Annotated in this window: 24 protein-coding genes; 10 read left to right on the top strand and 14 right to left on the bottom strand. The window is 70.8% G+C overall.

What is annotated here, in order from left to right; genetic code table 11:
* The first annotated feature begins 90 nt into the window (after window positions 1–90).
* On the top strand, window positions 91–825 hold the full coding sequence (locus Adu01nite_RS16160) for an SDR family oxidoreductase (RefSeq protein ID WP_203727678.1): 735 nt from the start codon (window positions 91–93) through the stop codon (window positions 823–825).
* Between the two features lie 234 nt (window positions 826–1,059).
* On the opposite strand, the gene Adu01nite_RS16155 is transcribed toward Adu01nite_RS16160, so the two are convergent.
* From Adu01nite_RS16155 to Adu01nite_RS16135, 5 genes are all read right to left on the bottom strand, one after another.
* Window positions 1,060–1,392, bottom strand: a complete 333-nt coding sequence (locus Adu01nite_RS16155; protein WP_203727677.1) for a sigma-70 family RNA polymerase sigma factor family protein — start codon at window positions 1,390–1,392, stop codon at window positions 1,060–1,062.
* Between the two features lie 19 nt (window positions 1,393–1,411).
* Window positions 1,412–2,302: a sigma-70 family RNA polymerase sigma factor gene (locus tag Adu01nite_RS16150; protein ID WP_239132452.1), complete on the bottom strand. Its 891-nt coding sequence runs from the start codon at window positions 2,300–2,302 to the stop codon at window positions 1,412–1,414.
* Between the two features lie 75 nt (window positions 2,303–2,377).
* Complete coding sequence (locus tag Adu01nite_RS16145; RefSeq protein WP_203727675.1) at window positions 2,378–4,729, bottom strand: ATP-binding cassette domain-containing protein; 2,352 nt, start codon at window positions 4,727–4,729, stop codon at window positions 2,378–2,380.
* A gap of 29 nt (window positions 4,730–4,758) precedes the next feature.
* The gene (locus Adu01nite_RS16140; protein WP_203727674.1) at window positions 4,759–5,205 is read right to left on the bottom strand and encodes a pyridoxamine 5'-phosphate oxidase family protein; all 447 of its coding nucleotides are present in this window, start codon (window positions 5,203–5,205) and stop codon (window positions 4,759–4,761) included.
* A complete protein-coding gene (locus Adu01nite_RS16135) occupies window positions 5,202–5,546 on the bottom strand; it encodes a VOC family protein (RefSeq protein WP_203727673.1) in 345 nt (114 codons plus the stop codon). The genes Adu01nite_RS16140 and Adu01nite_RS16135 overlap by 4 nt, the downstream gene beginning before the upstream one ends.
* Window positions 5,547–5,744: 198 nt before the next feature.
* Here Adu01nite_RS16135 and Adu01nite_RS16130 point away from each other — a divergent pair, with 198 nt between their 5' ends.
* Window positions 5,745–5,921, top strand: a complete 177-nt coding sequence (locus tag Adu01nite_RS16130) for a hypothetical protein (RefSeq protein ID WP_203727672.1) — start codon at window positions 5,745–5,747, stop codon at window positions 5,919–5,921.
* 62 nt (window positions 5,922–5,983) lie between these two features.
* On the opposite strand, the gene Adu01nite_RS16125 is transcribed toward Adu01nite_RS16130, so the two are convergent.
* A complete protein-coding gene (locus Adu01nite_RS16125; protein ID WP_275414661.1) occupies window positions 5,984–6,490 on the bottom strand; it encodes a TetR/AcrR family transcriptional regulator in 507 nt (168 codons plus the stop codon).
* Between the two features lie 90 nt (window positions 6,491–6,580).
* On the opposite strand from Adu01nite_RS16125, the gene Adu01nite_RS16120 reads away from it, so the two are divergent.
* Together Adu01nite_RS16120 and Adu01nite_RS16115 are read left to right on the top strand one after the other, a co-directional pair.
* Window positions 6,581–7,615 carry a Gfo/Idh/MocA family protein gene (locus Adu01nite_RS16120; RefSeq protein WP_203727670.1) on the top strand — a complete coding sequence of 345 codons (1,035 nt, stop codon included), beginning with the start codon at window positions 6,581–6,583 and terminating at the stop codon, window positions 7,613–7,615.
* The gene (locus tag Adu01nite_RS16115) at window positions 7,615–8,484 is read left to right on the top strand and encodes a TolB family protein (RefSeq protein WP_203727669.1); all 870 of its coding nucleotides are present in this window, start codon (window positions 7,615–7,617) and stop codon (window positions 8,482–8,484) included. The genes Adu01nite_RS16120 and Adu01nite_RS16115 overlap by 1 nt, the downstream gene beginning before the upstream one ends.
* Here Adu01nite_RS16115 and Adu01nite_RS16110 read toward each other — a convergent pair.
* The 3 genes from Adu01nite_RS16110 to Adu01nite_RS16100 all read right to left on the bottom strand — a co-directional run bounded on the left by Adu01nite_RS16110 (window position 8,454) and on the right by Adu01nite_RS16100 (window position 10,271).
* A complete protein-coding gene (locus Adu01nite_RS16110) occupies window positions 8,454–9,179 on the bottom strand; it encodes a hypothetical protein (RefSeq protein ID WP_203727668.1) in 726 nt (241 codons plus the stop codon). The genes Adu01nite_RS16115 and Adu01nite_RS16110 overlap by 31 nt on opposite strands.
* Window positions 9,176–9,676 carry a SigE family RNA polymerase sigma factor gene (locus Adu01nite_RS16105; RefSeq protein ID WP_203727667.1) on the bottom strand — a complete coding sequence of 167 codons (501 nt, stop codon included), beginning with the start codon at window positions 9,674–9,676 and terminating at the stop codon, window positions 9,176–9,178. The genes Adu01nite_RS16110 and Adu01nite_RS16105 overlap by 4 nt, the downstream gene beginning before the upstream one ends.
* Window positions 9,677–9,737: 61 nt before the next feature.
* Entirely contained in the window at window positions 9,738–10,271 is a 534-nt protein-coding gene (locus Adu01nite_RS16100; protein ID WP_203727666.1) for a CGNR zinc finger domain-containing protein, read from the bottom strand.
* A gap of 82 nt (window positions 10,272–10,353) precedes the next feature.
* Between Adu01nite_RS16100 and Adu01nite_RS16095 the strand changes: the two genes are divergently transcribed.
* Entirely contained in the window at window positions 10,354–10,821 is a 468-nt protein-coding gene (locus Adu01nite_RS16095) for a DinB family protein (protein WP_239132451.1), read from the top strand.
* Window positions 10,818–11,921 (top strand): MalY/PatB family protein, encoded by a 1,104-nt coding sequence (locus tag Adu01nite_RS16090; RefSeq protein ID WP_239132450.1) that lies wholly within the window; start codon window positions 10,818–10,820, stop codon window positions 11,919–11,921. Before Adu01nite_RS16095 ends, Adu01nite_RS16090 begins: the two co-directional genes overlap by 4 nt.
* Here the strand turns inward: Adu01nite_RS16090 and Adu01nite_RS16085 are convergent.
* From Adu01nite_RS16085 to Adu01nite_RS16075, 3 genes are read right to left on the bottom strand one after another with little or no spacing between them, the layout of a single operon-like run.
* Window positions 11,914–12,864, bottom strand: coding sequence for a L,D-transpeptidase (locus Adu01nite_RS16085; RefSeq protein ID WP_203727665.1), 951 nt, complete (start codon window positions 12,862–12,864; stop codon window positions 11,914–11,916). The genes Adu01nite_RS16090 and Adu01nite_RS16085 overlap by 8 nt on opposite strands.
* A gap of 45 nt (window positions 12,865–12,909) precedes the next feature.
* Window positions 12,910–13,404: a DinB family protein gene (locus Adu01nite_RS16080; protein WP_203727664.1), complete on the bottom strand. Its 495-nt coding sequence runs from the start codon at window positions 13,402–13,404 to the stop codon at window positions 12,910–12,912.
* Window positions 13,405–13,414: 10 nt separating this feature from the next.
* Window positions 13,415–13,969, bottom strand: a complete 555-nt coding sequence (locus tag Adu01nite_RS16075) for a TetR/AcrR family transcriptional regulator (protein ID WP_203727663.1) — start codon at window positions 13,967–13,969, stop codon at window positions 13,415–13,417.
* A gap of 109 nt (window positions 13,970–14,078) precedes the next feature.
* On the opposite strand from Adu01nite_RS16075, the gene Adu01nite_RS16070 reads away from it, so the two are divergent.
* A complete protein-coding gene (locus Adu01nite_RS16070; RefSeq protein WP_203727662.1) occupies window positions 14,079–14,633 on the top strand; it encodes a hypothetical protein in 555 nt (184 codons plus the stop codon).
* Here the strand turns inward: Adu01nite_RS16070 and Adu01nite_RS16065 are convergent.
* Both Adu01nite_RS16065 and Adu01nite_RS16060 read right to left on the bottom strand, forming a co-directional pair.
* Window positions 14,597–15,733, bottom strand: coding sequence for a GDSL-type esterase/lipase family protein (locus tag Adu01nite_RS16065; protein ID WP_203727661.1), 1,137 nt, complete (start codon window positions 15,731–15,733; stop codon window positions 14,597–14,599). The two genes, Adu01nite_RS16070 and Adu01nite_RS16065, sit on opposite strands and share 37 nt — an antisense overlap.
* Window positions 15,730–16,302 (bottom strand): TetR/AcrR family transcriptional regulator, encoded by a 573-nt coding sequence (locus Adu01nite_RS16060; RefSeq protein ID WP_203727660.1) that lies wholly within the window; start codon window positions 16,300–16,302, stop codon window positions 15,730–15,732. The genes Adu01nite_RS16065 and Adu01nite_RS16060 overlap by 4 nt, the downstream gene beginning before the upstream one ends.
* Before the next feature lie 97 nt (window positions 16,303–16,399).
* Between Adu01nite_RS16060 and Adu01nite_RS16055 the strand changes: the two genes are divergently transcribed.
* The 3 genes from Adu01nite_RS16055 (at window position 16,400) to Adu01nite_RS16045 (ending at window position 20,814) form a co-directional block, all read left to right on the top strand.
* The gene (locus Adu01nite_RS16055) at window positions 16,400–16,780 is read left to right on the top strand and encodes a DUF732 domain-containing protein (protein ID WP_203727659.1); all 381 of its coding nucleotides are present in this window, start codon (window positions 16,400–16,402) and stop codon (window positions 16,778–16,780) included.
* Window positions 16,781–16,889: 109 nt separating this feature from the next.
* Window positions 16,890–20,465, top strand: coding sequence for a hypothetical protein (locus Adu01nite_RS16050; protein WP_203727658.1), 3,576 nt, complete (start codon window positions 16,890–16,892; stop codon window positions 20,463–20,465).
* Entirely contained in the window at window positions 20,449–20,814 is a 366-nt protein-coding gene (locus Adu01nite_RS16045) for a hypothetical protein (protein ID WP_203727657.1), read from the top strand. Before Adu01nite_RS16050 ends, Adu01nite_RS16045 begins: the two co-directional genes overlap by 17 nt.
* Window positions 20,815–20,868: the final 54 nt, after the last annotated feature.

Below are 20,868 nucleotides of genomic sequence, written 5' to 3'. Positions count from 1 at the left end.
CGAGGTCGGAATCAGACAGCCGGCGGCGGCCTGTCACAGATCCGGCGCCTGCCCTGTCTGAGCTGTCGAACCCAACAGGAGGGCAGGACAATGAAGATCGCTGTCATCGGTGGCACCGGACTCATCGGCTCGCAGGTCGTCAAGATTCTGAACGCGGGCGGCCACGAGGCGGTGCCGCACTCGCCGTCGAGCGGCCTCGACCTGATCAGCGGCGCGGGGCTCGCCGAAGCCCTGGCCGGGGCGGACGCGGTGGTCAATCTGAGCAACTCGCCGACGTTCGACGACGCCTCGCCCGCGTTCTTCCGGACGAGCATGGACAACATGCTGGCGGCCGCGAAGACCGCCGGGGTCGGGCACGCCGTGATCCTGTCGATCGTCGGCGCCGAGCTGGTGCCGGACCTGGTCTACTACCGGGCGAAGGTGCTGCAGGAGGACATCCTCAAGGCCGGCCCGATCCCGTACTCGGTGGTCCGGGTCACCCAGTTCTTCGAGTTCGTCGACGCGGTGCTGTCCTGGACCGCCGACGAGAACACGGTGCGCCTGCCGGCGACGCTTGTGCAGCCGATGGCGTCGGCCGAGGTGGCGCAGGCGGTCGCCGACGTCACCGTGGGCAGCCCGCTGCTGGGCACCCGCAACTATGCGGGCCCGGACGTGTTCCCGCTCGACGAGCTGGGCCGGATCACCCTGGCCGCGCACGACGACAAGCGCACCGTGGTCACCGACGACACGGCCGGCATGTTCGCCGCCGCGAAGGGCGACGCCCTGATCGCCAAGGAGGGCACGGTCATCGTGAAGACGTCGTATCGGGAGTGGCTGGCCCGATGACCGACAGCAGCCGGAGCCGGTCGGCCGACGACGTGGCCGGCGCGTAGATCACCAACTGCTGCGACAGGTCCGGGTCGATGAGCCGCCGGTAGTGCGGCTCGAGCATCCCCACGACGGGATGTTCGAGCCGCACCGGCCCGCCACCGGTAGTGGAAGCTGCCCGCGCGTCCGGTGTGGATGACCACCACGCTGCCGCGGCGGCGGGCCGCCGGCCATGGTCGCCCGATACAAGGCTCACGGCCGTTGCCAGCCGCGCAGCTTGGCCGGGCTCACCACGATCCAGAGGGCGGTGATCAGCGCCGCCTCGGCGTCGACGGCGACCACCACCAGGGCCCGGCCGGCCCGCCAGAGGGCCAGCCCGTCCGCGCCGTTGACCGACTCCACGGTCAGCGACGTGTCCGGCCGGCCGCAGAGCAGGGCGCCGACCAGCGCGGTGACCGCGGTGGCGCCGTAGACCGGGCCCCGGCCGTCGACCACCGCGAAGACGTCCTCGTCCAGGGCAGCCCGAACTCCCGCCAGGTCGGACGACCGGCAGGCTTCGACGAACTCGCGCACGAAACCGTGCATGCCCGTAATTGACCGGGCACTACCCAGCTTTGTGACCGCCTTGAAGGGAAACCAAGGGGGCGATCTTGTCCTGGTTGGCCATCCACAGGATCTGCTCGATGCCGTCGGCGGAGGCGATCACCGTCATCACGCCCTCGAGGTTGCCGGCCCGCCGCAGCACCGCCGATGTCTGCCCGTTGGTGGTGACGAACGAGATCTCCACCCCCTCCCAGTACCAACTGGAGAGCGCCGAGTAGAACTTCGCCACCCGCTCGGAACCGGCCACCGGCCGCCGGGCCACCCGGATCGCCCCGTTGCCGTCGGAGATGCTGGACACCCCGGCCGTGAGCAGCCGCTCCAGCTCGCCCAGGTCGCCGGTGCGCGCCGCCGCGAGGAACGTGGTGAGCAGCTCCTTCTGCGCGGCCGGGGCCACCGTCGTACGTTGCTCGCCGGTCATGTGTTTCTTCGCCCGGCTGACCAGCTGCCGCACCGCCGGTTCGGTCGACTGCAGGATGTCGGCGATCTGGGCGTACGGATAATCGAACGCCTCCCGGAGCACGTACGCAGCTCGTTCGTTCGCGCTGAGCTTCTCCATGAGCATGAGCGAAGCGAAGGCGAGGGCTTCTTCGCGCTCGGCGCCCAGGTAGGGGTCGGCGCTGGTGTCGACCGGCTCGGGAAGCCAGGGGCCGATGTAGGTCTCGCGGCGCTTGCGGGCCGACTGCAGCTCGTTGATGGCGAGCCGGGTGGTGGTCGTGGCCAGGAACGCGCCCGGATTTTCCACCCGGCTGCGGTCGGTGGTCTGCCAGCGCAGCCACACGTCCTGCACCAGGTCCTCCGCCTCGGTGGCGCTGCTGAGCATCCGGTAGGCGATGCCGAACAGCCGCGGCCGCAGGCCCGCGAAGACAGCGGCAGCGTCCTCGAGATCGGTCACCCCGTCATCGTGGTCTCTTGGCGGGCCCATTCCCACCGGGTGTCACAGAATTCACGACCGCCTGGTCGCCGCGGTTCAGCCCGCCACATACTCGGCCAGGTGCTGACCGGTCAGCGTGGACCGGTCAGCGATCAGGTCGCGTGGGGTGCCCTCGAAGACGATGTTGCCGCCGTCGTGGCCCGCGCCCGGGCCGAGGTCGATGATCCAGTCGGCGTGGGCCATGACGGCCTGGTGGTGCTCGATGACGATCACCGACTTGCCCGCCTCGACCAGGCGGTCGAGCAGGGCGAGCAGGTGCTCGACGTCGGCCAGGTGCAGGCCGGTGGTGGGCTCGTCGAGCACGTAGAGCCCGCCCTTGTCGCCCATGTGGGTGGCCAGCTTGAGTCGCTGCCGCTCGCCGCCGGACAGGGTGGTGAGCGGCTGGCCGAGGCTGACGTAGCCGAGGCCGACCTCGGCCAGGTGGGTGAGGATCTTGTGGGCGGCCGGGGTCTTCGCGTCGCCGTCGGCGAAGAATGCGACCGCCTCGGCCACCGGCATCGACAGGACCTCGCTGATGTCGCGGCCGCCGAACTTGTATTCCAGCACCGCGTCGTCGAAGCGCCGCCCCTCGCACACCTCGCAGGTGGTGGCGACACCGGCCATCACCCCGAGGTCGACGTAGGTCACACCGGCGCCGTTGCAGTTCGGGCAGGCGCCCTCGGAGTTCGCGCTGAACAGCGCCGGTTTGACGTTGTTGGCCTTGGCGAACGCTTTGCGGATCGGTTCCAGCAGCCCGGTGTACGTTGCGGGGCTGCTCCGCCGGGACCCGCGGATCGGCGTCTGGTCGACCGACACGACGTCGTCGTTCTTGGCCAGGGAACCGTGGATGAGCGAGCTCTTGCCCGAGCCGGCCACCCCGGTGACCACGACGAGCACCCCGAGCGGGACGTCGACATCGACGTCCTGCAGGTTGTGCATCGACGCGCCGCGGATCGGCAACGAACCGGTCGCCTTGCGCACGTCCGGTTTGAGGGAAGCCCGGTCGTCGAGGTGCCGTCCGGTCAGGGTGCCGCTCTTGCGCAGCCCCGCGACCGTGCCTTCGAACATGACCTGGCCGCCCTCGGTACCCGCCTTCGGGCCGAGGTCGACGACGTGATCGGCGATCGCGATCATCTCCGGCTTGTGCTCGACCACCAGCACCGTGTTGCCCTTGTCCCGCAACTGCTTGAGCAGATCGTTCATCCGCTGGATGTCGTGCGGGTGCAGGCCGATCGACGGCTCGTCGAAGACGTACGTGACGTCGGTGAGCGCCGATCCCAGGTGCCGGATCATCTTGGTGCGCTGCGCCTCACCGCCGGACAGCGTGCCCGACGGCCGGTCCAGCGAGAGGTAGCCGAGGCCGATCTCCACGAACGAGTCGAGGGTGTGCCGCAGCGACGCGAGCAGCGGCGCCACCGACGGCTCGGACAGCCCGCCGACCCACTCGGCCAGGTCGCTGATCTGCATGGCGCAGCAGTCGGCGATGCTGATGCCCTTGATCTTCGCGGAGCGGGCCGCCTCGCTGAGCCGGGTGCCGTCGCACTCGGGGCAGGTCGTGAACGTGACGACCCGCTCGACGAACGCGCGGATGTGCGGCTGCAGCGCGTCGATGTCCTTGGACAGCATCGACTTCTGGATGTTCGGGATCAGGCCGGTGTAGGTGAGGTTGATGCCCTCGATCTTGACCTTCGTCGGCTCCTTGTAGAGCAGGTCGTGCAGTTCCTTCTTGGTGTACTTGGCGACCGGCTTGTCCGGGTCGAAGAAGCCGCAGCCGCGGAAGATCCGGCCGAACCAGCCCTCCATGCTGTACCCCGGGATGGTGATCGCGCCGTCGTTCAGCGACTTACTCGCGTCGTACAGCTCGGTGAGGTCGAAATCGGTGACCGCGCCGCGCCCGTCGCAGCGCGGGCACATGCCGCCGACCAGGCTGAACGTGCGCCGCTCCTTGGTCGTCTGGCCGCCCTTGGAGACCGTCACGGCCCCCGCGCCGGAAACCGAGGCGACATTGAAGGAAAAAGCCTGAGGCGATCCGATGTACGGCTTCCCGAGCCGGGAGAACAGGATGCGCAGCATCGCGTTCGCGTCGGTCGCGGTGCCCACCGTCGACCGCGGGTCGGACCCCATCCGCTGCTGGTCCACGATGATCGCGGTGGTCAGGCCTTCGAGGACGTCCACGTCCGGCCGGGCCAGGGTCGGCATGAAGCCCTGGACGAACGCGCTGTACGTCTCGTTGATCATGCGCTGCGACTCGGCCGCGATCGTGTCGAACACCAGCGAGCTCTTGCCCGAGCCGGACACCCCGGTGAAGACGCTCAGCCGGCGCTTCGGGATCTCGATGCTGACGTCCTTCAGGTTGTTCTCCCGCGCACCGTGCACGCGGATCAGGTCGTGGCTGTCGGCCTCGTGCATCGGTCGTTATCCCCCTGGTTGCTGCTTGTCTAGGTCAGCCACCGGCCGTCGCGCATCAGGTCGCGGCCGGCCAGTTCGTTCTCTTCACGCCAGGCCTGCACGCGGCGCGGGGTCACCCGGAACCAGCGGAACGCCGGCAACCCGCGCGGGTCGAAGCCGGTGTGTGCGGCGAACCGGTCGCCCCGCTCCCGCGGCAACGCGTCCATCTCGAGGACCTCGACCTCGCCATCGATCATAGCCACGTCCCGGGTCGCGCCCAGCCCGAGCCGGAACGACCCTGCGGCCAGGTTACGGCCGGTCGGGCCGGTGATCGAGGTGGCCAGCAGCAGCGTCTCGCCGTCCCACTCGAAAGAGAGCGGAACCAGCCAGGGCTCGCCGTCCGGGGAGGCGGTGGCCACCCACAGGTCGACGTCCTCGGTCAGCCGCCGCTCGGTGTCGAGGCGGCGTTGCGCGCGGGAGCGGGCGGCGGGTGTCATGCGTCCTGGACCAGCCCCAGCACGTTGCCGTCGGCGTCGGTGAACGAGGCGACGAGCCGGCCGCCTCCGACGTCGTTCGGCTTGTCCTTGACGGTCGCGCCGGCCGCGGTGACCTCGGCGAGCTTCGCCTCGATGTCGTCGACGTGCCAGTAGGCGGCGGGGGAGGTGAGCCCCTGCGGGCCGCCGCCCGGCACCAGGCCGATGTGCTGGCCGGCGACGTCGAAGCCGACGTACCACTCGCTGTCCGCCGACGGCTCGGTCTCCAGCAGCGCGGCGTAGACGGCCTTGGCCTTGGCCAGGTCGGCAACCGGGTGCAGCACGGTCTTGATGCCCTGATTCATGAGTGTTCCTCTTTCGCGGTGTCTGCTCTCGCTCTGTCTGCCGAGAACGCTAGTTGCGCCCCTCCGTGGAAACTTCTCGTTTCCTGATCGGTTGGCCCGTCCGGCCGGACAAAACGGGCGGCGATAACCGATCGACGCCGGCGGCCTCTCCGCGTAGCGTCGGGCTCGCCCGAGACATCAGACCGGGGGATCACCTATATGAAGATGCCGCGTCTTGCCGACACCACCGGACCGCGCCGCCTGGTCCGCCCGCCGTCCGGATGGGACCGCGGTCACCGCCGCCGGCGTCTCAGCGAACCGCCGTGGAGCATGCTGCGCCGCCTGACCCCGTCCCAGCTCCGCCGGGAGGGCCGCGGGTTCAGCCGGTCACGCTGAGTCGGCTGGGAAAACGTCGCGCAGCTGGTGGCGGTCGCCGAGCTTCTGGTAGGCACTGCCGGTCAGGTCGTTGAGTCGAGCCGGGCTATCTCGTAAGTCAGCTCCGCGGCCAGGTCGATCGACCGGTCGACCAGCCACTGCAGTTGCAGCCCGTCGGAGAAGGCGACCAGGTGCAACGCGGCCCGCTCGGGGTCCCGGACCTGCCGGGCGGCGAGGTCGCCGGCGATGAGGTCCCGCACCCGCCGGAACCGGGCCCGGAAGAAGTCGTGCGAGGGGTGGGCCGGATCGGTCGCCTCGGCGGCGAGCGAGGTGTAGAGGTTGACGAAGCCCGGCACCGTCGTGTTCTGCCGCACGATCTCCGGCCAGACGTCGAGGAACGGCCGGCCGGCCGCGGCCAGGACCTGCTCGCTCTCGTCGTCCCAGCGGCGGAGCACGGTCTCCAGCAGCTCCTCGCGGGAGGCGAAGTAGTGCAGGATCTGGGCCGGCTGCACGCCGAGGGCCCGGCCGATGCCGCGCAGCGACGTCGAGCGGTAGCCCTGCTCGCGGATCTCGGCCATGGCGGCGGCCAGGATCTCCTCGCGGCGCTGGGCTCCCTTGGGCGAGAGGTTCCGAGGTAGCGTACTGATGAACGGAACTTACCAGTGATAGGTTTTGGTGTCATGATGCCCTCGACGCTGCCCGAACCCGTTCTCTTCCACGCCGGCCGCGGGGAGCCGGTGCTGCGCTGGGGCATCCTCGGCACCGGCTGGATCGCCGGCGAGTTCGCCCAGGCGCTGCGGGCGCACACCCGGCAGCTGGTCACCGCGGTCGGGTCGCGGAGCCAGGAGAGCGCCGACCGGTTCGCGGCGGGCTTCGGCGTCGAGCGGGCCTATGCGTCCCGGGCCGCGTTCCTCGACGCGCCGGAGCTCGACGCCGTCTACGTCGCCTCGCCGCCGGCCGAGCACCTGGCGGAAGGGCTGGCGGCGATCGCGGCCGGCAAGCATGTGCTGATCGAGAAGCCGTTCGCGACGTCCGCCGCCGACGCCCGCAAGCTGGTCGACGCGGCCCGCGACGCCGGGGTGTTCGTCATGGAGGCGATGTGGAGCCGCTATCAGCCGCAGTCGCTGATCATCCGGGAACTGCTGCGGGACGGTGTGCTGGGCGAGATCCGCTCGGTGCGCGCCGACCTCGGCCAGGCCATCAACCCGGGCCCGGAGCACCGGCTGAGCCGGCCCGACCTCGGCGGTGGCGCGCTGCTCGACATGGGCATCTATCCGATCCAGCTCGACTCGATGGTCCGCGGCACGCCGGCATCGATCGTGGCGACCGGTGGCCTGGCCGAGAGCGGGGTGGACGCCTACGCCACCGTCCTCACCGGTTACCGCACGGGGGAGCAGTCGGTGCTGACCACCTCGATGATCACCCGGACGCCGGCCGCCGCGGCGATCTGCGGGTCGCGGGCGCGGATCGAGATCGCGGCGCCGTTCCACGCGCCGACCGGGTTCATCCTCGCCGGCAACGACTTCGGCACCGACACCACCACCTGGCAGGACGAGACCGGGATCGCCGGCTTCGGCGGGTTGTCCTGGGAGGCGACCGCCTTCGCGGGCTACGTCGGCGAGCAGCGCACCGAGTCGCCGCTGCACCCGCACGGCGAGATGATCAGCATTCTGGCCACCATCGACGAGGCCCGGCGTCAGCTGGGTGCGATCTGATGGCGTACGCCCGGAAACTCGCCGACGGTCAGCGATGCGAGGTGCACACGTACGACGTCGCCACCGGCGCGACCGCGCTGGTGCACACCGACGAGACCGTGCTCCTCGAAGCGCCCAACTGGACCGCCGGCGGCGACCTGATCCTCAACGGCGACGGGCTGCTGTGGCGCCTGCCGGCCGACGGGTCGTCGCCGCCGGAGCGGATCGCGTTCGACGGCCTCCCCGAGCTGAACAACGACCACGTCCTGGCCCCGGACGGCACCACCATCTTCGTGTCCGCCAACGACGGGCACCTCTACCAGGCGCCGCTCCGCGGTGGCGCCGTGCGCCGGGTGACCGCCGACGACACCCGGATGCATTTCCTGCACGGGGTCAGCCCGGACGGCACGACCCTCGCCTACGTCGGCATCGAGAACCAGGACTGGACCTCCGGGACCATCCGCACGATCGGCACCGACGGCACCCACGACACCCGGCTGACCGAGCCGGGCGGCCGGGACGACGGCCCCGAGTACTCGCCGGACGGTGAGTGGATCCACTTCAACACCGAGAGCTTCGACGGCCACGCCCAGATCGCCCGGATCCGCCCGGACGGGTCAGGGGTGCAGCAGCTCACCTTCGACGAGCGGGTCAACTGGTTCCCGCACCTCGCCCCGGACGGCCGGCACACCGTCTACCTGAGCTTCCCGCCCGGCACCGAGGGCCATCCGGCCGACCTGACCGTCGAGTTGCGGCTGCTGGCACCCGCGCCCCGGACGCTCGTCGAACTGCCCGGCGGCCAGGGCACCATCAACGTCAACAGCTGGTCGCCGGACTCCCGGCAGTTCGCCTTCGTCACCTATCCCAGCGTTTTCCCGTCCCGGTCGTAGGCGGTCAGGTCGGTCAACTGCGCGGGCGCCTGGCCCTGGGTGAAGTCGAACCAGAAGATCTGCGCCTTCTCGGTCGGGGCGAAGCCGCTCCACGCCGTCAGGTGCGCCTCCACCGTCTTTCCGCTGCCGGTGACCCGCGCGGTGATCCGGGCCGGCTCGCCCTTGTAGTAGCCGAACGTGGGGGTGGTCCGGCCGTCGATCACCGTCCCGGCCTTGACCGCGTGGAAGCCCTCGGCCATCCGTGTCGCGCCCTGGTCGCTGCTGATGATGTCCTTGGTGAAGTCGTTGATGTAGCCGGTCCTGGTGCGCCCGAGGACGAGCGTGAGGTTCAGGTTGAGCTGGTCGGGGTCGACCGTCTCGGCATAGATGATCCACTGCTTGCCGTCGATCTGCCGGCCCGTTTCCACCACTCGGCCGAGGATGCCGGGCGCCGAGGAATTGATGGCCGACGGCACGGCACCGGACGGCGCCGAGTAACCGGCCGCGTCGATCGCGCCGGTGCCGGCCGGGCTCATCAGCTGCCCGCCGACCACCAGCAGGGCGGCCACCGCCACCCCGGACGCGGCCGCTCCGGCCGCCCTCCGCCGGCGGCGCACCCGCCGGCCGGCCACCATCACGCGGTGCAGGTCGAGCACGACCGGTTCGAAGTCCGGTGGCGCATCCATGGCGTGCTTCAACTCGTCCAGGTCGGTCATCGCCGTGCCCCTAATTCCATGTCGAGGTGGGAAGTGCGCAATTTGGCCAGGGCCCGGGAATTCAGGCTTTTCACCGTGCCGAGCGGCAGATTGAGGTCGCGGGCCACGTCGGTCTCGCTCGCGTCGAACAGGTGCCGCAGCACGATCACCGTGCGTTCCTGCGGAGATAGCCGTCGCAGGGCGCTGATCAGCCAGCGGCGCCGGGTCACGTCGTCGGCCACGTCGCGCGGCGCCTGCTGCTCGGGCATGACCTCGGTCGCGTATTCACGCATCGGGCGCCGCCACTGATCGTGGACCAGATTGGCGAGCGCCGTCCGGGCGTACGCATAGGGGTCGCCGTGTCTTATTCGCCCCCAGGCCGCGTAGACCCGCACCAGGGTGGCCTGGGCGGCCTCCTCGGCCTGATGCGGATCGCCGGTGAGCAGGTAGGCGGCGCGCTGCAGCCGCGCCGAACTCGCCTCGGCGAACTCCACGAACTCCTCGTCACCGCGAGCCATGAGCCGCCTCTCCCGATGTCATGTGCATCAAGACGAGTGACGACGCCAAAAGGTTGCACACTCAGCGAGCAGCTTTGCGGGCGCGGTACTCCCGGGCCTTGACCCGGTTGCCGCACTCGGCCATGCCGCACCAGGAGCGGGTGCCGGCCCGCGACCGGTCGAGGAAGACCCGGGTGCAGGCCGGGCGCTCGCACTCGCGCAGCCGCACGTCGGCGCCCGCATACATCAGGTCGAGCAGGTCGATGCCGGCGCGGGCCGCCTCGGCGGCGACCGCGTCGAGGGTTCCGGTGCGCTGTGTTCCCGCGGCGGTGAGGACCACTGACGTACGGGCCCGGGCCGCGGCCGCGTTGACCGTCGTCAGGTCGCCGGGGCCGGCACCGCCCATCACCAGCCGATACAGCGCCTCGCGCAGTGAACGCAGCCGCTCCAGCTCGTCGGCGCCGGCCGCCGGGGGAGTGGTGAGCAGCCCGGCGGCGACCGCCCAGCGGACCGCGTCGGCCGGCGTGGCCAGGCCCTCCTCGGGCTCGGTGCGCCGCCACTTCAGCGTGCCGACCAGGTCGAGGGCGAGGTTGCCGCTGACGAAGACGAAATCCACGTCACCACCTTGACAGGTGACACGGCGGCCCGGCAAGGTTGCTGCGTCACCTGCTAAGCCGGTGACGACGAAGAGGGGGGTAGTGGTGATATCCAGGGACGACTATCTGTATTTCGCCGGCCGGGCACTCGACGGCATGGCCGGGATCGTCGCGGAGCTCGGCGACGACCTGGCCAACGTGCGGCCGCTGCCCGGCGCGAACTCGGCGTATGCACTGCTCACCCACTGCCTGGGCGTGGTCGGTTACTGGGCCGGCGCGCTGGTCTCCGGCCGGGAGGTGACCCGCGACCGCGCCGCAGAGTTCACTGCGTCCGGCCCGGTCGCCCCGCTGCTGGCGCGGGTCGAGGCCGCCCGCGAGCAGCTCGCCGCCGACGTGCTGGCCGCCGACCCGGATGCCCCACTGCACGCCGTCCCGGTCAGCTCGTTCCAGGGTCCGGCGCGCGGCCTGACCCGCGGTGGTGCGCTGTTCCACGTCTACGAGGAGCTCGCCCAGCACCACGGGCAGATGGAGATCCTCCGCGACGCGATCCGGGCCGGAGCGCGGTCGTGACCGCCACCTTCGACCCGACCGCCGACACCGCCCGGCTGCGCTCCGGCTACGGCGTGAAGTGGGGCGCCCTGCCCGCCGGCACGCTCGGTGCCTGGGTGGCCGACATGGACTTCCCGGTCGCGCCGGTGATCCGCCGCCGCCTGCACGAGGTCACCGACTTCGGCTATCCGCACTTCCCCGGCGGCGATCCGGTGCTGGCCGCGTTCGAGGAGCGGATGGCCGCCCGGCACGGCTGGACCCCGGAGCCGGGCCGGGCGCGGCTGTTCACCGACCTCATCCAGATTCTGCAGGTGATGATCGAGACGGCCACCGCCCCCGGCGACGGCATCGCCGTGCACGTGCCGAACTATCCGCCGTTCCTGGCCAGCATCGCCCGCGCCGGGCGCCGGATCGTTCCGCTGACCGTCGGCGAGGAGCTGCCCGATCTGCGTGGCTGCACCATGCTGGTGCTGGTCAACCCGCACAATCCGACCGGCCGGGTGCTCACCCGGGCCGAGCTGTCCGCGCTGGCCGCGGCGGCCGAGGAACACGACCTGACGGTGCTGGCCGACGAGATCCACGCCGACCTCGTCTACGCCGGCCACCGGCACGTGCCGTTCGCGTCGCTGAGCCCCGACGCCGCCGCGCGGACCGTCACCGCCACCTCGGCCACCAAGGCCTTCAACATCGCCGGGCTGCGCTGCGCGGTCGCCCACATCGGGCCACCGGCCATCCGTGCCGCCCTGGAGAGATTCCCGCTCGACTGGTTCGGCGAGCCCGGCATCCTCGGCCGGGTCGCCACGGTCGCCGCCTGGCGCGAGGCCGACGACTGGCTCGACGGCCTGCTCACCACCCTGACCGCCAACCGCGACCGGGTGTCGGCCTGGGCGGCGACCTTGCCGTGGGACACCGGCTACCGCGCCCCGGAGGGCACCTACCTGGCCTGGCTCGACTGCGCCGGCGGCCCGTTCGGCGCCGACCCGGCGACATTCCTGGAGGAGCACGCACGTGTACGGCTCGGCCGCGGCCTCGACTTCGCTTCGCACACGGCTTCATTCGTCCGCATCAACTTCGCCACCGCGCCAGAGATGCTCGCCGAGATCCTGGGCCGGATCAGGTAGTCCGCAGGACGCCGCCGGCCTGCCAGGTGCCCCAGGCGAGGTTCCAGTCGCCGTAGCCGTCCCAGCTCGGCATGGTCGGCCCGCCGGTGCCGGTGTAGACGGTCACGTCGCCGACCTGCGCGAAGTTGAAGAAGCGCTGGGCGTCGGCGACGGTGAGGTTGGTGCAGCCGTGCGAGGTGCTGCGCTGGCCGATGTTGCCGCCGTTCCAGCTGGCCGCGTGCACGAACTCGCCGGAGTTGGTGATCCGCACCGACCACGGCACCTTCAGGTCGTAGCCGGCGCCGGTCATCCGCTGGACCTTCGCCTTCTCCATCACGATCTTGGTGCCGCCGAATGTGGGCGTGCTGGCCTTGCCGAGCGAGACCGGGAAGCTGAACACCTGCTTGCCGTCGGAGGTGACGGTCATCCGCTCGGACTTCCCGTCGATCTTGCTGATGTTGGCGGCGCCGGTGGACATGTCGAGCGTGAGGCTGTTGTCGAAGACCAGCCCGGTGCCGGCCGACCGGTCCTTGGTCGCGAGGTCCATATGGATCTTGGCGTGCGCCGGCCAGTACTTCTCGGTCCGGTAGTGCGCCTCGATCGGGTAGCCGGCGTAGATCGCGGACTTCTGGAAATACCAGGCGCCGCCGGCCGGTGCGTCGTTGACGGTGACCGCGGTGGCCGCCACGAACTCGTGCGCATCGGTGATCTTGGCCGACAGGTAGGCGATGATCGGCATGCCGACACCCCAGGTGGTCCCGTCCGCCTGGAACAGCCGCACGTGCACCGGCTTCCCGGCGGGCGCGCTCGCGGACGCTTCCGGGCCGGACGAAGACGGGCCGCCCGCCCAGCTTCCGCCGCTGGACGAGGGCGCGGCGCCGTCGGAAGAAGATCCACTGCACGCCGCCAGGGTGGCGAGCGCCGCCGCGGCGATCACGGTCCGCCAAGCACGAGAACGTCTCATGACTGCGACGATGCTACGAAAGCGGCGTTTCCGCCACGTGGGCGATCAGCGCCCGGTCACCCCGTCGATGAGTTCCCGCAGGATATCGGCGTGCCCGGCATGCCGAACGGTCTCGCTGGTCAGGTGCGCCACCACCCACCGGAGCGTGCGCGCCTCGCCATGCACCGGAGTCGCGGTGCGGGCGTCGAGGCTTTTCAGCGCCGCGATGTGGGCGTCGCTCTCGGCGATCGACACCCGGTAGGCGCCGATGACCTCGGCCGTGGTCCGCTCCGGGGCGACCACCATGTCGAAGTCGACGCCGGCCCAGCGCGGATTGCCGGCCAGGATGTGCCCGAACCAGTACCGCTCGGCGTCGGTCAGGTGCTGCACCAGCCCGAGCAGCGTCGTGTCCGACACCACCAGGCGCCGGCGCAGCTGTTCGTCGTCCAGCCCATCGATCTTCTTCAGCACGCAGGACCGCGCGAACGTCAGGAAAGCCAGCGCCGTGTCCCGCTCGCCGCCGTCGTCCAGCGGCACTCTCTCGCGTTGCGTCTCGAGCATGCGGGTGACCTTACGCGCCGATCAGCCCGTCGACTCCACTAAGGAAGGTTTCGCAGACCAGCGCCGCGTCGGAGATGCAGCCGGCCGCCATCGCGCCGTCGCGCAACATGACGAACTGCCGCGCGGCGGGCCCGGCCAGCAGGGCACTCACCGTGTCGAAGAACCACTGCCGATGAGCCAAAACCGCTTTGTGTACGGGGTGGGCAGGATCCGGATACTCGGCCACCGCGTTCAGGAAGGCGCACCCGCGGAACCCGGGGGACTGGATGCCGGCCGCGATCGCCGCCGCGATGGCGCGCACGGCGTCGGCCGCCGGCGGATCTCCGGCCAGCAGTGCCTCGATCGGCTCGCGGATGCCCCGGTCGGCCTCGGCCAGATAGGCGAGCAGGAGATCCTCCTTACCGGGGAAGTGCCGGTAGAACGTGGCCCGGGTGACCTGGGCCTCGGCGATGATCCGGTCGACCCCGACCGCGTGGATGCCCTCGGTGTAGAAGATCTGGCCGGCCGTGGTGAGCAGCCGCAGCCGCGCCTCGGACGGCCGCCGCTCGGTCGCGCTGCTCGTCATGCCGCCATGTTAGCGGATAGAACGTTCGGTCTTGACTCGTCGAGCGGCGCCTGTCATCGTTGGCCGAGACAGAACGTTCGTTCTCTCTCGGCTCTCGGAAGGATCACCCGTGACCACCTCCGGCATCGCCCCCGCCCTGCGTCGGCTGTATTTCGCCCGCTTCGGCTTCGCCATCCTCTGGGCCCTCGCGATGTTCACCACCGCCACCGAGCTCGGCCCGCTCGCGGTCACCCTGCTGGTGCTCTACCCGCTGGTCGACGTGGCCGCCGCGGTCGTCGACGCCCGGTCGTCACGGGCGGCCGGCCTCTACGTCAACATTGCGATCAGCCTGCTCGCCGCGGTCGGCGTGGGCCTGGCCGCCGCCTCCGGCATCCCCGCGGTGCTGCGCGTGTGGGGCGCGTGGGCGATCCTGTCCGGCCTGATCCAGCTGTTCGTCGGGGTCACCCGCCGCCGCTTGGGCGGCCAGTGGCCGATGATCATCAGTGGGGCGGTCTCCGCGCTGGTCGGCTCGACGTTCATCCTGCAGGCGGGCCAGGACGGCGCCGCGCTGAGCGGCGTGGCCGGTTACGCCATCGGCGGCGGCATCCTCTTCCTCATCTCGGCGGTCCGGCTGGGCAGCGCGCGCCGTCAGCCGGCGAACGGCCCGGAGCCGGTGAAGGCGTAGTCGGCGAACCGGTCGCCGATGAGCCGGTGCGCTTCCGGACCCGGGTGCAGGTCGTCCGGCAACGGGAGCGCGGCCGCGTCGTCCGGCCCGTACAACATGAGACCCTCAAGAAAATGCAGCTGCTTGTCGCCGGATCGCCGCTCGGCCAGCGAGCGCAGCTCGCGCCGGATGACCTCGAGGGTGAGGCGCCCCTGCGCGATGTCGGCCGGATTCCCGGTGGCGGTGAACCGCACCTGGCCGGTGCCGATCGAGGCCGGGTCGATCGAGCCCGGGCCCGGGGTGTCCTCGTGGATGCCGCAGAAGATCGGCGAGATGAGGACGAGCGGGGTGTTCGGGTGGCCGTCCCGGATCGTGTCGAGGAAGCCGTGCACGGCCGGCACGAACGCCCGCAACCGCATCGCGTCGTGGTTGACGACGTTGATGCCGAGCTTGACGCTGATGAAGTCGGCCGGCGCGTCCCGGATCACCCGGGCCAGGAACGGATCGACCAGCGCGCTGCCACCCAGGCCGAGATTGCGCAGCTCGACGCCCGCCCGGCGGGCCGCGACGGCCGGCCAGATCTCGCTGGGCGCGACCGCGTTCGAGCCGTGACTGATCGAACTGCCGTGATGCACCCACCGCGGCAGGGCGGTGCCGTCCGGCTCGATCGGCGCGTCGGCCAGCAGCTCGATCAGCTCGACCGCCTCGTTGTGCGGCAGCCAGATCTCGATCCGGCGCGGCTCGCCCGGCAGCGCCACCGTCGTCGTGTGCGGCTCACCCGGCTCGACCGCGGTCTGCCCCGTGGTCAGGTCGACCGTGATCCGGTCGCCGCCGTCGAGCACGTCGCGCAGGACGAGCTCGCCGTCCGCGTAGACGTCGATGCGCCCGCGCGGCCGGTCGGCGCCCAGGTAGGCGATCCGGGTCGCGTGGGTGACCAGTTCGACCCGGCGGGCCGAGGTGCGGAACACCACCCGTACGCCCGAGGGCTGGCTCTCCATCGACAGCAGCTGGCCGTCCGGGAACTGCTGCCGCACCCAGGCGGGCAGCCGGTGCGGCCGTACGCCGCGATCGGTGACCTCGACGTCGGCGGCGCCGCGCAGAAGCTCGGAGTTGATGGTCATGCTGGGTTCCCTTCGGTGGGCCAGGTGCGCAGGGCGGTGTCGAGCGCGTCGATCGCGCGCCGCCAGGAGACGTCGGTGGTGGGCCCGCGGTGCCCGAAGTTGCCGGACGCCTCGAGCGACAGAAAGCCGTTGACGGTCGCGCCGAGAAGCCGGGTGGCGTGCACGAGCTCGGCGTCGGGGAGCCGGTAGTCGCGGAGAACCGCCCAGGTGAGCGCGACGAGCCGGGCGGCCGAGGCCGGCGCGGTGGCGGCCGGCCGCTGGAGGGCGGCCCACCGCCCGGGCCGCTGCCGGGCGTAGTCACGCTGCGCGTCGGCGAGCGCGACGAGCGCTTCCCGCCCCGAGCGCCCGGCGACCGCGACCGCGATCCGGTCGGCAAGCTCGCCGAGAGCCAGCTCATGCACCGAGTCGAGCAGCGCGGACAGATCACGGACGTGCGTGTAGAGGCTGGCGGTCCGCACCCCGAAGTGCCGGGCCAGCGCCGACAGCGTGACCGCGGCAAACCCCTCCCGGTCGGCAAGGTCCGCCGCCGCCTCGATCACCACCACGGAACTCAGGTTCGCACGCGCCATGCCCCTAACCTAAACCCTTTAGGTTTGGCCCACGCGATCCCTACCCGATGGCCCTACCCGCTGGTACATTCACCCGCATCGAAGTCTGGAGGCAGTGGTGAACGCACGGCAGTTCATGGTGGTCGGGGTCGCGCTGATCGCGCTGGCCGGTTGCAGCAGCAGTGCCGGCGATCCCGGCTCCGCCGCCCAGCCGCAGGTCCCGGTGGTCGACCCCGGTGCGTCGGAGGCGGCCGCGAAGCGGGCTGCAGCGGCCGGCGACGCGGATTCGTACGTGGCGGCCCTGAAGGCGATCGACCCGAAGCTGGGCACGAACCAGGCCGCCGCCCTCGACAACGGCAAGACCATCTGCCTGGACATCGAACAGAAGAAGACCGACGCCGAGCTGGCCAAGAACGCCGCCACGCGCTTCGACGTCGACAAGGGCACCGCGGCCAAGGTGGTGGCCGCCACCAGGAAGGCTCTCTGCCCGGCGGCCTGACACCGTCCAACCTGGACATTTACCTGGTTGAACCCTCCCGTTGCTCAGTTGATCAAAGTGTGTAACGCTCCCGGTTGAGGCAGTCCCGTGGCGTCACCGTGGGGGTTCTGTGACCGGACCGGTTGAGGATCTGTTCTTCGAGTCATTGGTCTCCCGCTATGTGGACGACCCCCGCTTCGTCGAACGCCCGTGGCTCTCGGAGGCCCTCACCGGTCCGCTGCACGACGAGAACTGCCGTTTCGTGCTGCTCACCGGCGAACCGGGCGCGGGCAAGACCGGAATCGTCGCCCGGCTGGCCCGCACCAACCCGTCGTGGCTCCGGTACTTCATCCGCTGGGACAGCATCACGCCCCTGGCGAGTGGCGATGCCCGATCGCTGTTGCTGGCCGCCGGGCATCAGCTGGCAGTTCGCCGGCCGGAACTCTTCGCGGGCCAGGGGCCTGACATCCGGGTGGAACAGCAGGCCGACGAGGTGGCGGAGTCCGGCCAGATGGTGGGGATCTCGATCGATGAGGTCTCCGTGTCTCCGTTTCGGAAGGTGGCGTTCTCGGTCAAGCAGAAGGCCGGGACGGCGTCCGGTGAGATCGTCGGCCTCCGGATCCGCTCCCTGAACCTCGAGCCCAGGCTGCTCGACCTCGCCACCCTGTGCGAGATGGCGTTGTCGGAGCCGGGCCGGGCCGCCGCGGGGGAGCCCATCGTCGTTCTGGTGGATGCGGTCGACGACCGGGACGCCAACGCCGGGGTCCAGCCGGAGAACACAATTCTCAGCTGGTTGTCCACGGCGGCCGACCTGCCGCCGAACGTCAAGTTCGTGATCACCTGCCGGGCCGGGGGACCCGCGGTCCGGCAGTTCCGTCGGGCCCGGGCAGCGGAACTGGCCGAAGTCGCCTTCGGCGTGAACGCCGACCGGGTCCAGGACGATCTGCTGGCGTACACCAGGGCCGCGCTGCCGGGCCGGCCGTCGCTCGAACGCCGTCTGGTCGCCAAGGCGGACGGCAACATCCTTTATCTGGCCATGCTGTTCCGCCAGCTGGATCTACTGCGGTCGGAGAGCGCCGAGGACTACCTGACCCGCACCCTCGACAGCATTCCGAACGGCCTGCGGCCCCTCTACGCCTTCTTCATCGGCCGGACCCGGGCGATGGTGGAGGACGTCATGGTGCCGGTGCCCCCGGGTTTCACGCCGGCCTGGCCGGCGCTCTGCCGGCCGGTGCTGGGGATGCTGGCGATCGCCCAGGCGAGCGTCTCCGCGGCCACCATCCGGTCGCTCGCCGGCCTGCCGTTCGAACCGCACTGGGTGGAGCAGGCGCTGGAGTGGCTGGCGCCGTACCTCGAACGGTCCGAGTCCGGCTACCGGCTCTATCACGGCAGCCTCGGGGACTTCGTGGTGTCGGCGGAGACGGCGCGCGACCACCCGGACTGCTACCTCGACAGCGACCGGCTGAACGGCGAACTCGTGGACCGTACGGTCCGGGCGTACGGGCTTGCCCGGCGGTGGCTCGCGGCGCCGCCGTACGTCCGGCAGTTCATGGCCACCCACGCCGTCCGGTCGAGCCGCCTCGGCACGCTGGTCGGCGATCCGCTCTATCTCGTCGCCGCTCAGCCCGACCGGCTGCTGGCGGCCACTTCTCGCTCGGCCGAGCCGGCGGTCCGTCCGTACGCGAAGATCTATCGCACCGCGGTGAGTTGGATGCGGAACCAGCCCGCCGAGGTGGCCGGCGCCTACCTCGCCATGCATGCGCAGCGGCTCGGCGAGAACGGGTTCGCCGACGTGCTGGCGCGAACGATCGACCTGGCCTGGCGGCAGCTCTGGACCTATTGGCGCACCCCGGGTGGGTACGCCGTTCTCGGCAGCCACCGCAGCGACATCACCGCGGTCACGCTCCTCACCTCCGACGGCCGGGACCTGATCGTGTCGGGCGACGCGGCCGGCGTGCAGCGGGTGTGGGACCCGATCGCCGGTGAGCCGGCCGCACCGCCGCGCCAGTCCGCGTGCACGCCGATCAGGTGCATGACCAGCTTGCCCGGCGTGCCGAGCGGTGTGATCATCGCCGGTGGCGACACGAACGAGATCGAGGTCTGGGACGTCGGCGCGGACGAAGCCACGATCCACCGCCTCGACGGGGACGCCGGCGTGTCGGCGCTGCGGGCGGTGCGGATCGGCGACGCCACGCTGATCGCCGCGGGACGCCACAACGGCGATCTGCTGGTTCTGGATGCCGCGACGATGCGGCCGGTGGCGGAGCCGTTCCACGCTCAACGCACCGTCGTCATCAGCGTGGATCTCACGCTGCTCGACGGAAATCTGGTCACCGTCTCCACCGGGACCTTCGGCATGAAGGTCCACGACGTGCGGACGGGGGCCGACCTCGAACGCGATGTCGACCTCGACGAGCCGCTGTGGAGCGTCGCGACGATCGGCGGTCCCGGTTCCACCCACATCGCGTACGACGCGGGCGTCGGCCACTTCGGGATCTGGGACATCGCGACGCGTTCCCTGGTTCTCGGGCCGCTCGGGGCCCACCCCGGCGGCCTGACCACGATGGTGGCCGGCCCCGAACCCGGCACTCTGGTGACCGGCGGCTTCGACAATGCGGTCCGGGTGTGGGAGATCTCGTCCGGCCGGCGGCTGCGCAATCTGGAGGGGCACAGCAGCGCGGTGACCGGAGTCTGCGCCGGGCTCGCCGCCGGCCGTCCGGTCGTGGGATCGGTCAGCCGCGACCGGACGGTTCGGGTCTGGCTCGACGTCGGCGGCGAGGACGACGACCAGCTCAGCCGGGTGGTGGGGACGTCCGCGGTGACCATCTGGCACGCGGGGACGGACGTGTACCTGATCCACGCCGAGGCGGGCGACATCGTCGTCCGGTCGCTGGCCGACGGGCACGGCGCCCACGTGCTCACCGATGCGCTCGGCACCGACGGCATCGACCCGTTCCCGAAGATCGCGGATGACGCGATCGGCGGACGCGCCGGCGGATACATGATGATCACCAGGTCGTTCGGTATGGCCGGGGGAACCTATTTCGACGTCGACGAACTCCGGGTCGGTACGGTTCTCGGCCGGTCGGTGCTGGCAGCAGCGGACTACAACTTCATCGTCATGTTCGACCTGGAGACCGGGCTGCGGTTCGGCCGCGCCCTGGCCGGCTTCACCGATTTCGCCGCGATGTGCTTCCTCTACCAGCAGGACTCCCGGGATGACGACGACAGCCACACCATCGTGGCCTGCATCGACAAGGGCGGCCTGGTCTGGCTCTGGGACGCGGCGTCGGGCCGGCCACTGATGCGGGCCGCGAACGCGGGGCTGGGCCGGGTCGAAGCGGCGCAGTTCTTCGCGTTCTCCGGCCGCACCCTCCTGGTGACCGCGACCCGGGAGATGATCGAGTTCCACGCGCCGTTCGACGACCTGCCGCCGCCGCCCCAACCGGCGGTCCCGTTCGCCGGCGCGGTGTCGGTGGCCGCCCGGGATTTCGCCGGCCGCATTCTCGTGGCGGCCCAGGGGAAGGACTGGTCCATCTCGATCTTCGAGAACGGGCTGCAGACCCTGTCGATCGACCTCGGCACCGAGGCGACATCCATGCAGTTCACCGAGCGCGAGTTGCTCTTGGTCGGCACGGACCGCGGCGTCGCGGTTCTCGACGTCCGATTCTTCGACGACGGCGGTGTGTATGACGACGAAACGTAAGATCTCGCACGGCTCCGCGGCTGCGGCCTCGGTGGTGCTGGGTGCCGTGGTCGGGCTCCTGACCAACGTGATCACCGACGACCGGAACGTCTGGATCGCGGCGGCACTCGGTGCGGCCGTCGTGCTGATGGCGGCGATCGAGGTCCGGCGGGCGATGCGCCCGGCGGAGGATACCGGGCGCGAGCAGATCTCGATCGTGCAGCGCGTCCGCCGCCTCAGCGGAAAGGTGATCGGCGTGCGCCGGACCGGTATGAAGGACGCTGACGTCCGGGTCCGCCAGCGGCTGGGCCAGGTCGAGAAGGATGCCGAGGTGGTCGGCTACGAGCAGCGGTCCGAGGACAAGCCTTAGGGCCGCCAGGACGAAGCCGGACCCGTCCGACGGGGTGGCAGCCATCGCGGCGCC

Source organism: Paractinoplanes durhamensis, from assembly GCF_016862175.1.
Lineage (GTDB): Bacteria > Actinomycetota > Actinomycetes > Mycobacteriales > Micromonosporaceae > Actinoplanes > Actinoplanes durhamensis.
Note: the sequence above shows the minus strand (reverse complement) of the source record. Positions and strands in the feature narration are given on the sequence as shown.

Bases quoted from the DNA above. Each gene is read 5' to 3' on its own strand.
- Adu01nite_RS16160 (WP_203727678.1), top strand. From the start codon at position 91: ATGAAGATCGCTGTCATCGGTGGCACCGGACTCATCGGCTCGCAGGTC.
- Adu01nite_RS16155 (WP_203727677.1), bottom strand. From the start codon at position 1,392: ATGCACGGTTTCGTGCGCGAGTTCGTCGAAGCCTGCCGGTCGTCCGAC.
- Adu01nite_RS16145 (WP_203727675.1), bottom strand. From the start codon at position 4,729: ATGCACGAGGCCGACAGCCACGACCTGATCCGCGTGCACGGTGCGCGG.
- Adu01nite_RS16140 (WP_203727674.1), bottom strand. From the start codon at position 5,205: ATGACACCCGCCGCCCGCTCCCGCGCGCAACGCCGCCTCGACACCGAG.
- Adu01nite_RS16135 (WP_203727673.1), bottom strand. From the start codon at position 5,546: ATGAATCAGGGCATCAAGACCGTGCTGCACCCGGTTGCCGACCTGGCC.
- Adu01nite_RS16130 (WP_203727672.1), top strand. From the start codon at position 5,745: ATGAAGATGCCGCGTCTTGCCGACACCACCGGACCGCGCCGCCTGGTC.
- Adu01nite_RS16120 (WP_203727670.1), top strand. From the start codon at position 6,581: ATGATGCCCTCGACGCTGCCCGAACCCGTTCTCTTCCACGCCGGCCGC.
- Adu01nite_RS16115 (WP_203727669.1), top strand. From the start codon at position 7,615: ATGGCGTACGCCCGGAAACTCGCCGACGGTCAGCGATGCGAGGTGCAC.
- Adu01nite_RS16110 (WP_203727668.1), bottom strand. From the start codon at position 9,179: ATGACCGACCTGGACGAGTTGAAGCACGCCATGGATGCGCCACCGGAC.
- Adu01nite_RS16105 (WP_203727667.1), bottom strand. From the start codon at position 9,676: ATGGCTCGCGGTGACGAGGAGTTCGTGGAGTTCGCCGAGGCGAGTTCG.
- Adu01nite_RS16085 (WP_203727665.1), bottom strand. From the start codon at position 12,864: ATGAGACGTTCTCGTGCTTGGCGGACCGTGATCGCCGCGGCGGCGCTC.
- Adu01nite_RS16080 (WP_203727664.1), bottom strand. From the start codon at position 13,404: ATGCTCGAGACGCAACGCGAGAGAGTGCCGCTGGACGACGGCGGCGAG.
- Adu01nite_RS16075 (WP_203727663.1), bottom strand. From the start codon at position 13,969: ATGACGAGCAGCGCGACCGAGCGGCGGCCGTCCGAGGCGCGGCTGCGG.
- Adu01nite_RS16065 (WP_203727661.1), bottom strand. From the start codon at position 15,733: ATGACCATCAACTCCGAGCTTCTGCGCGGCGCCGCCGACGTCGAGGTC.
- Adu01nite_RS16060 (WP_203727660.1), bottom strand. From the start codon at position 16,302: ATGGCGCGTGCGAACCTGAGTTCCGTGGTGGTGATCGAGGCGGCGGCG.
- Adu01nite_RS16045 (WP_203727657.1), top strand. From the start codon at position 20,449: ATGACGACGAAACGTAAGATCTCGCACGGCTCCGCGGCTGCGGCCTCG.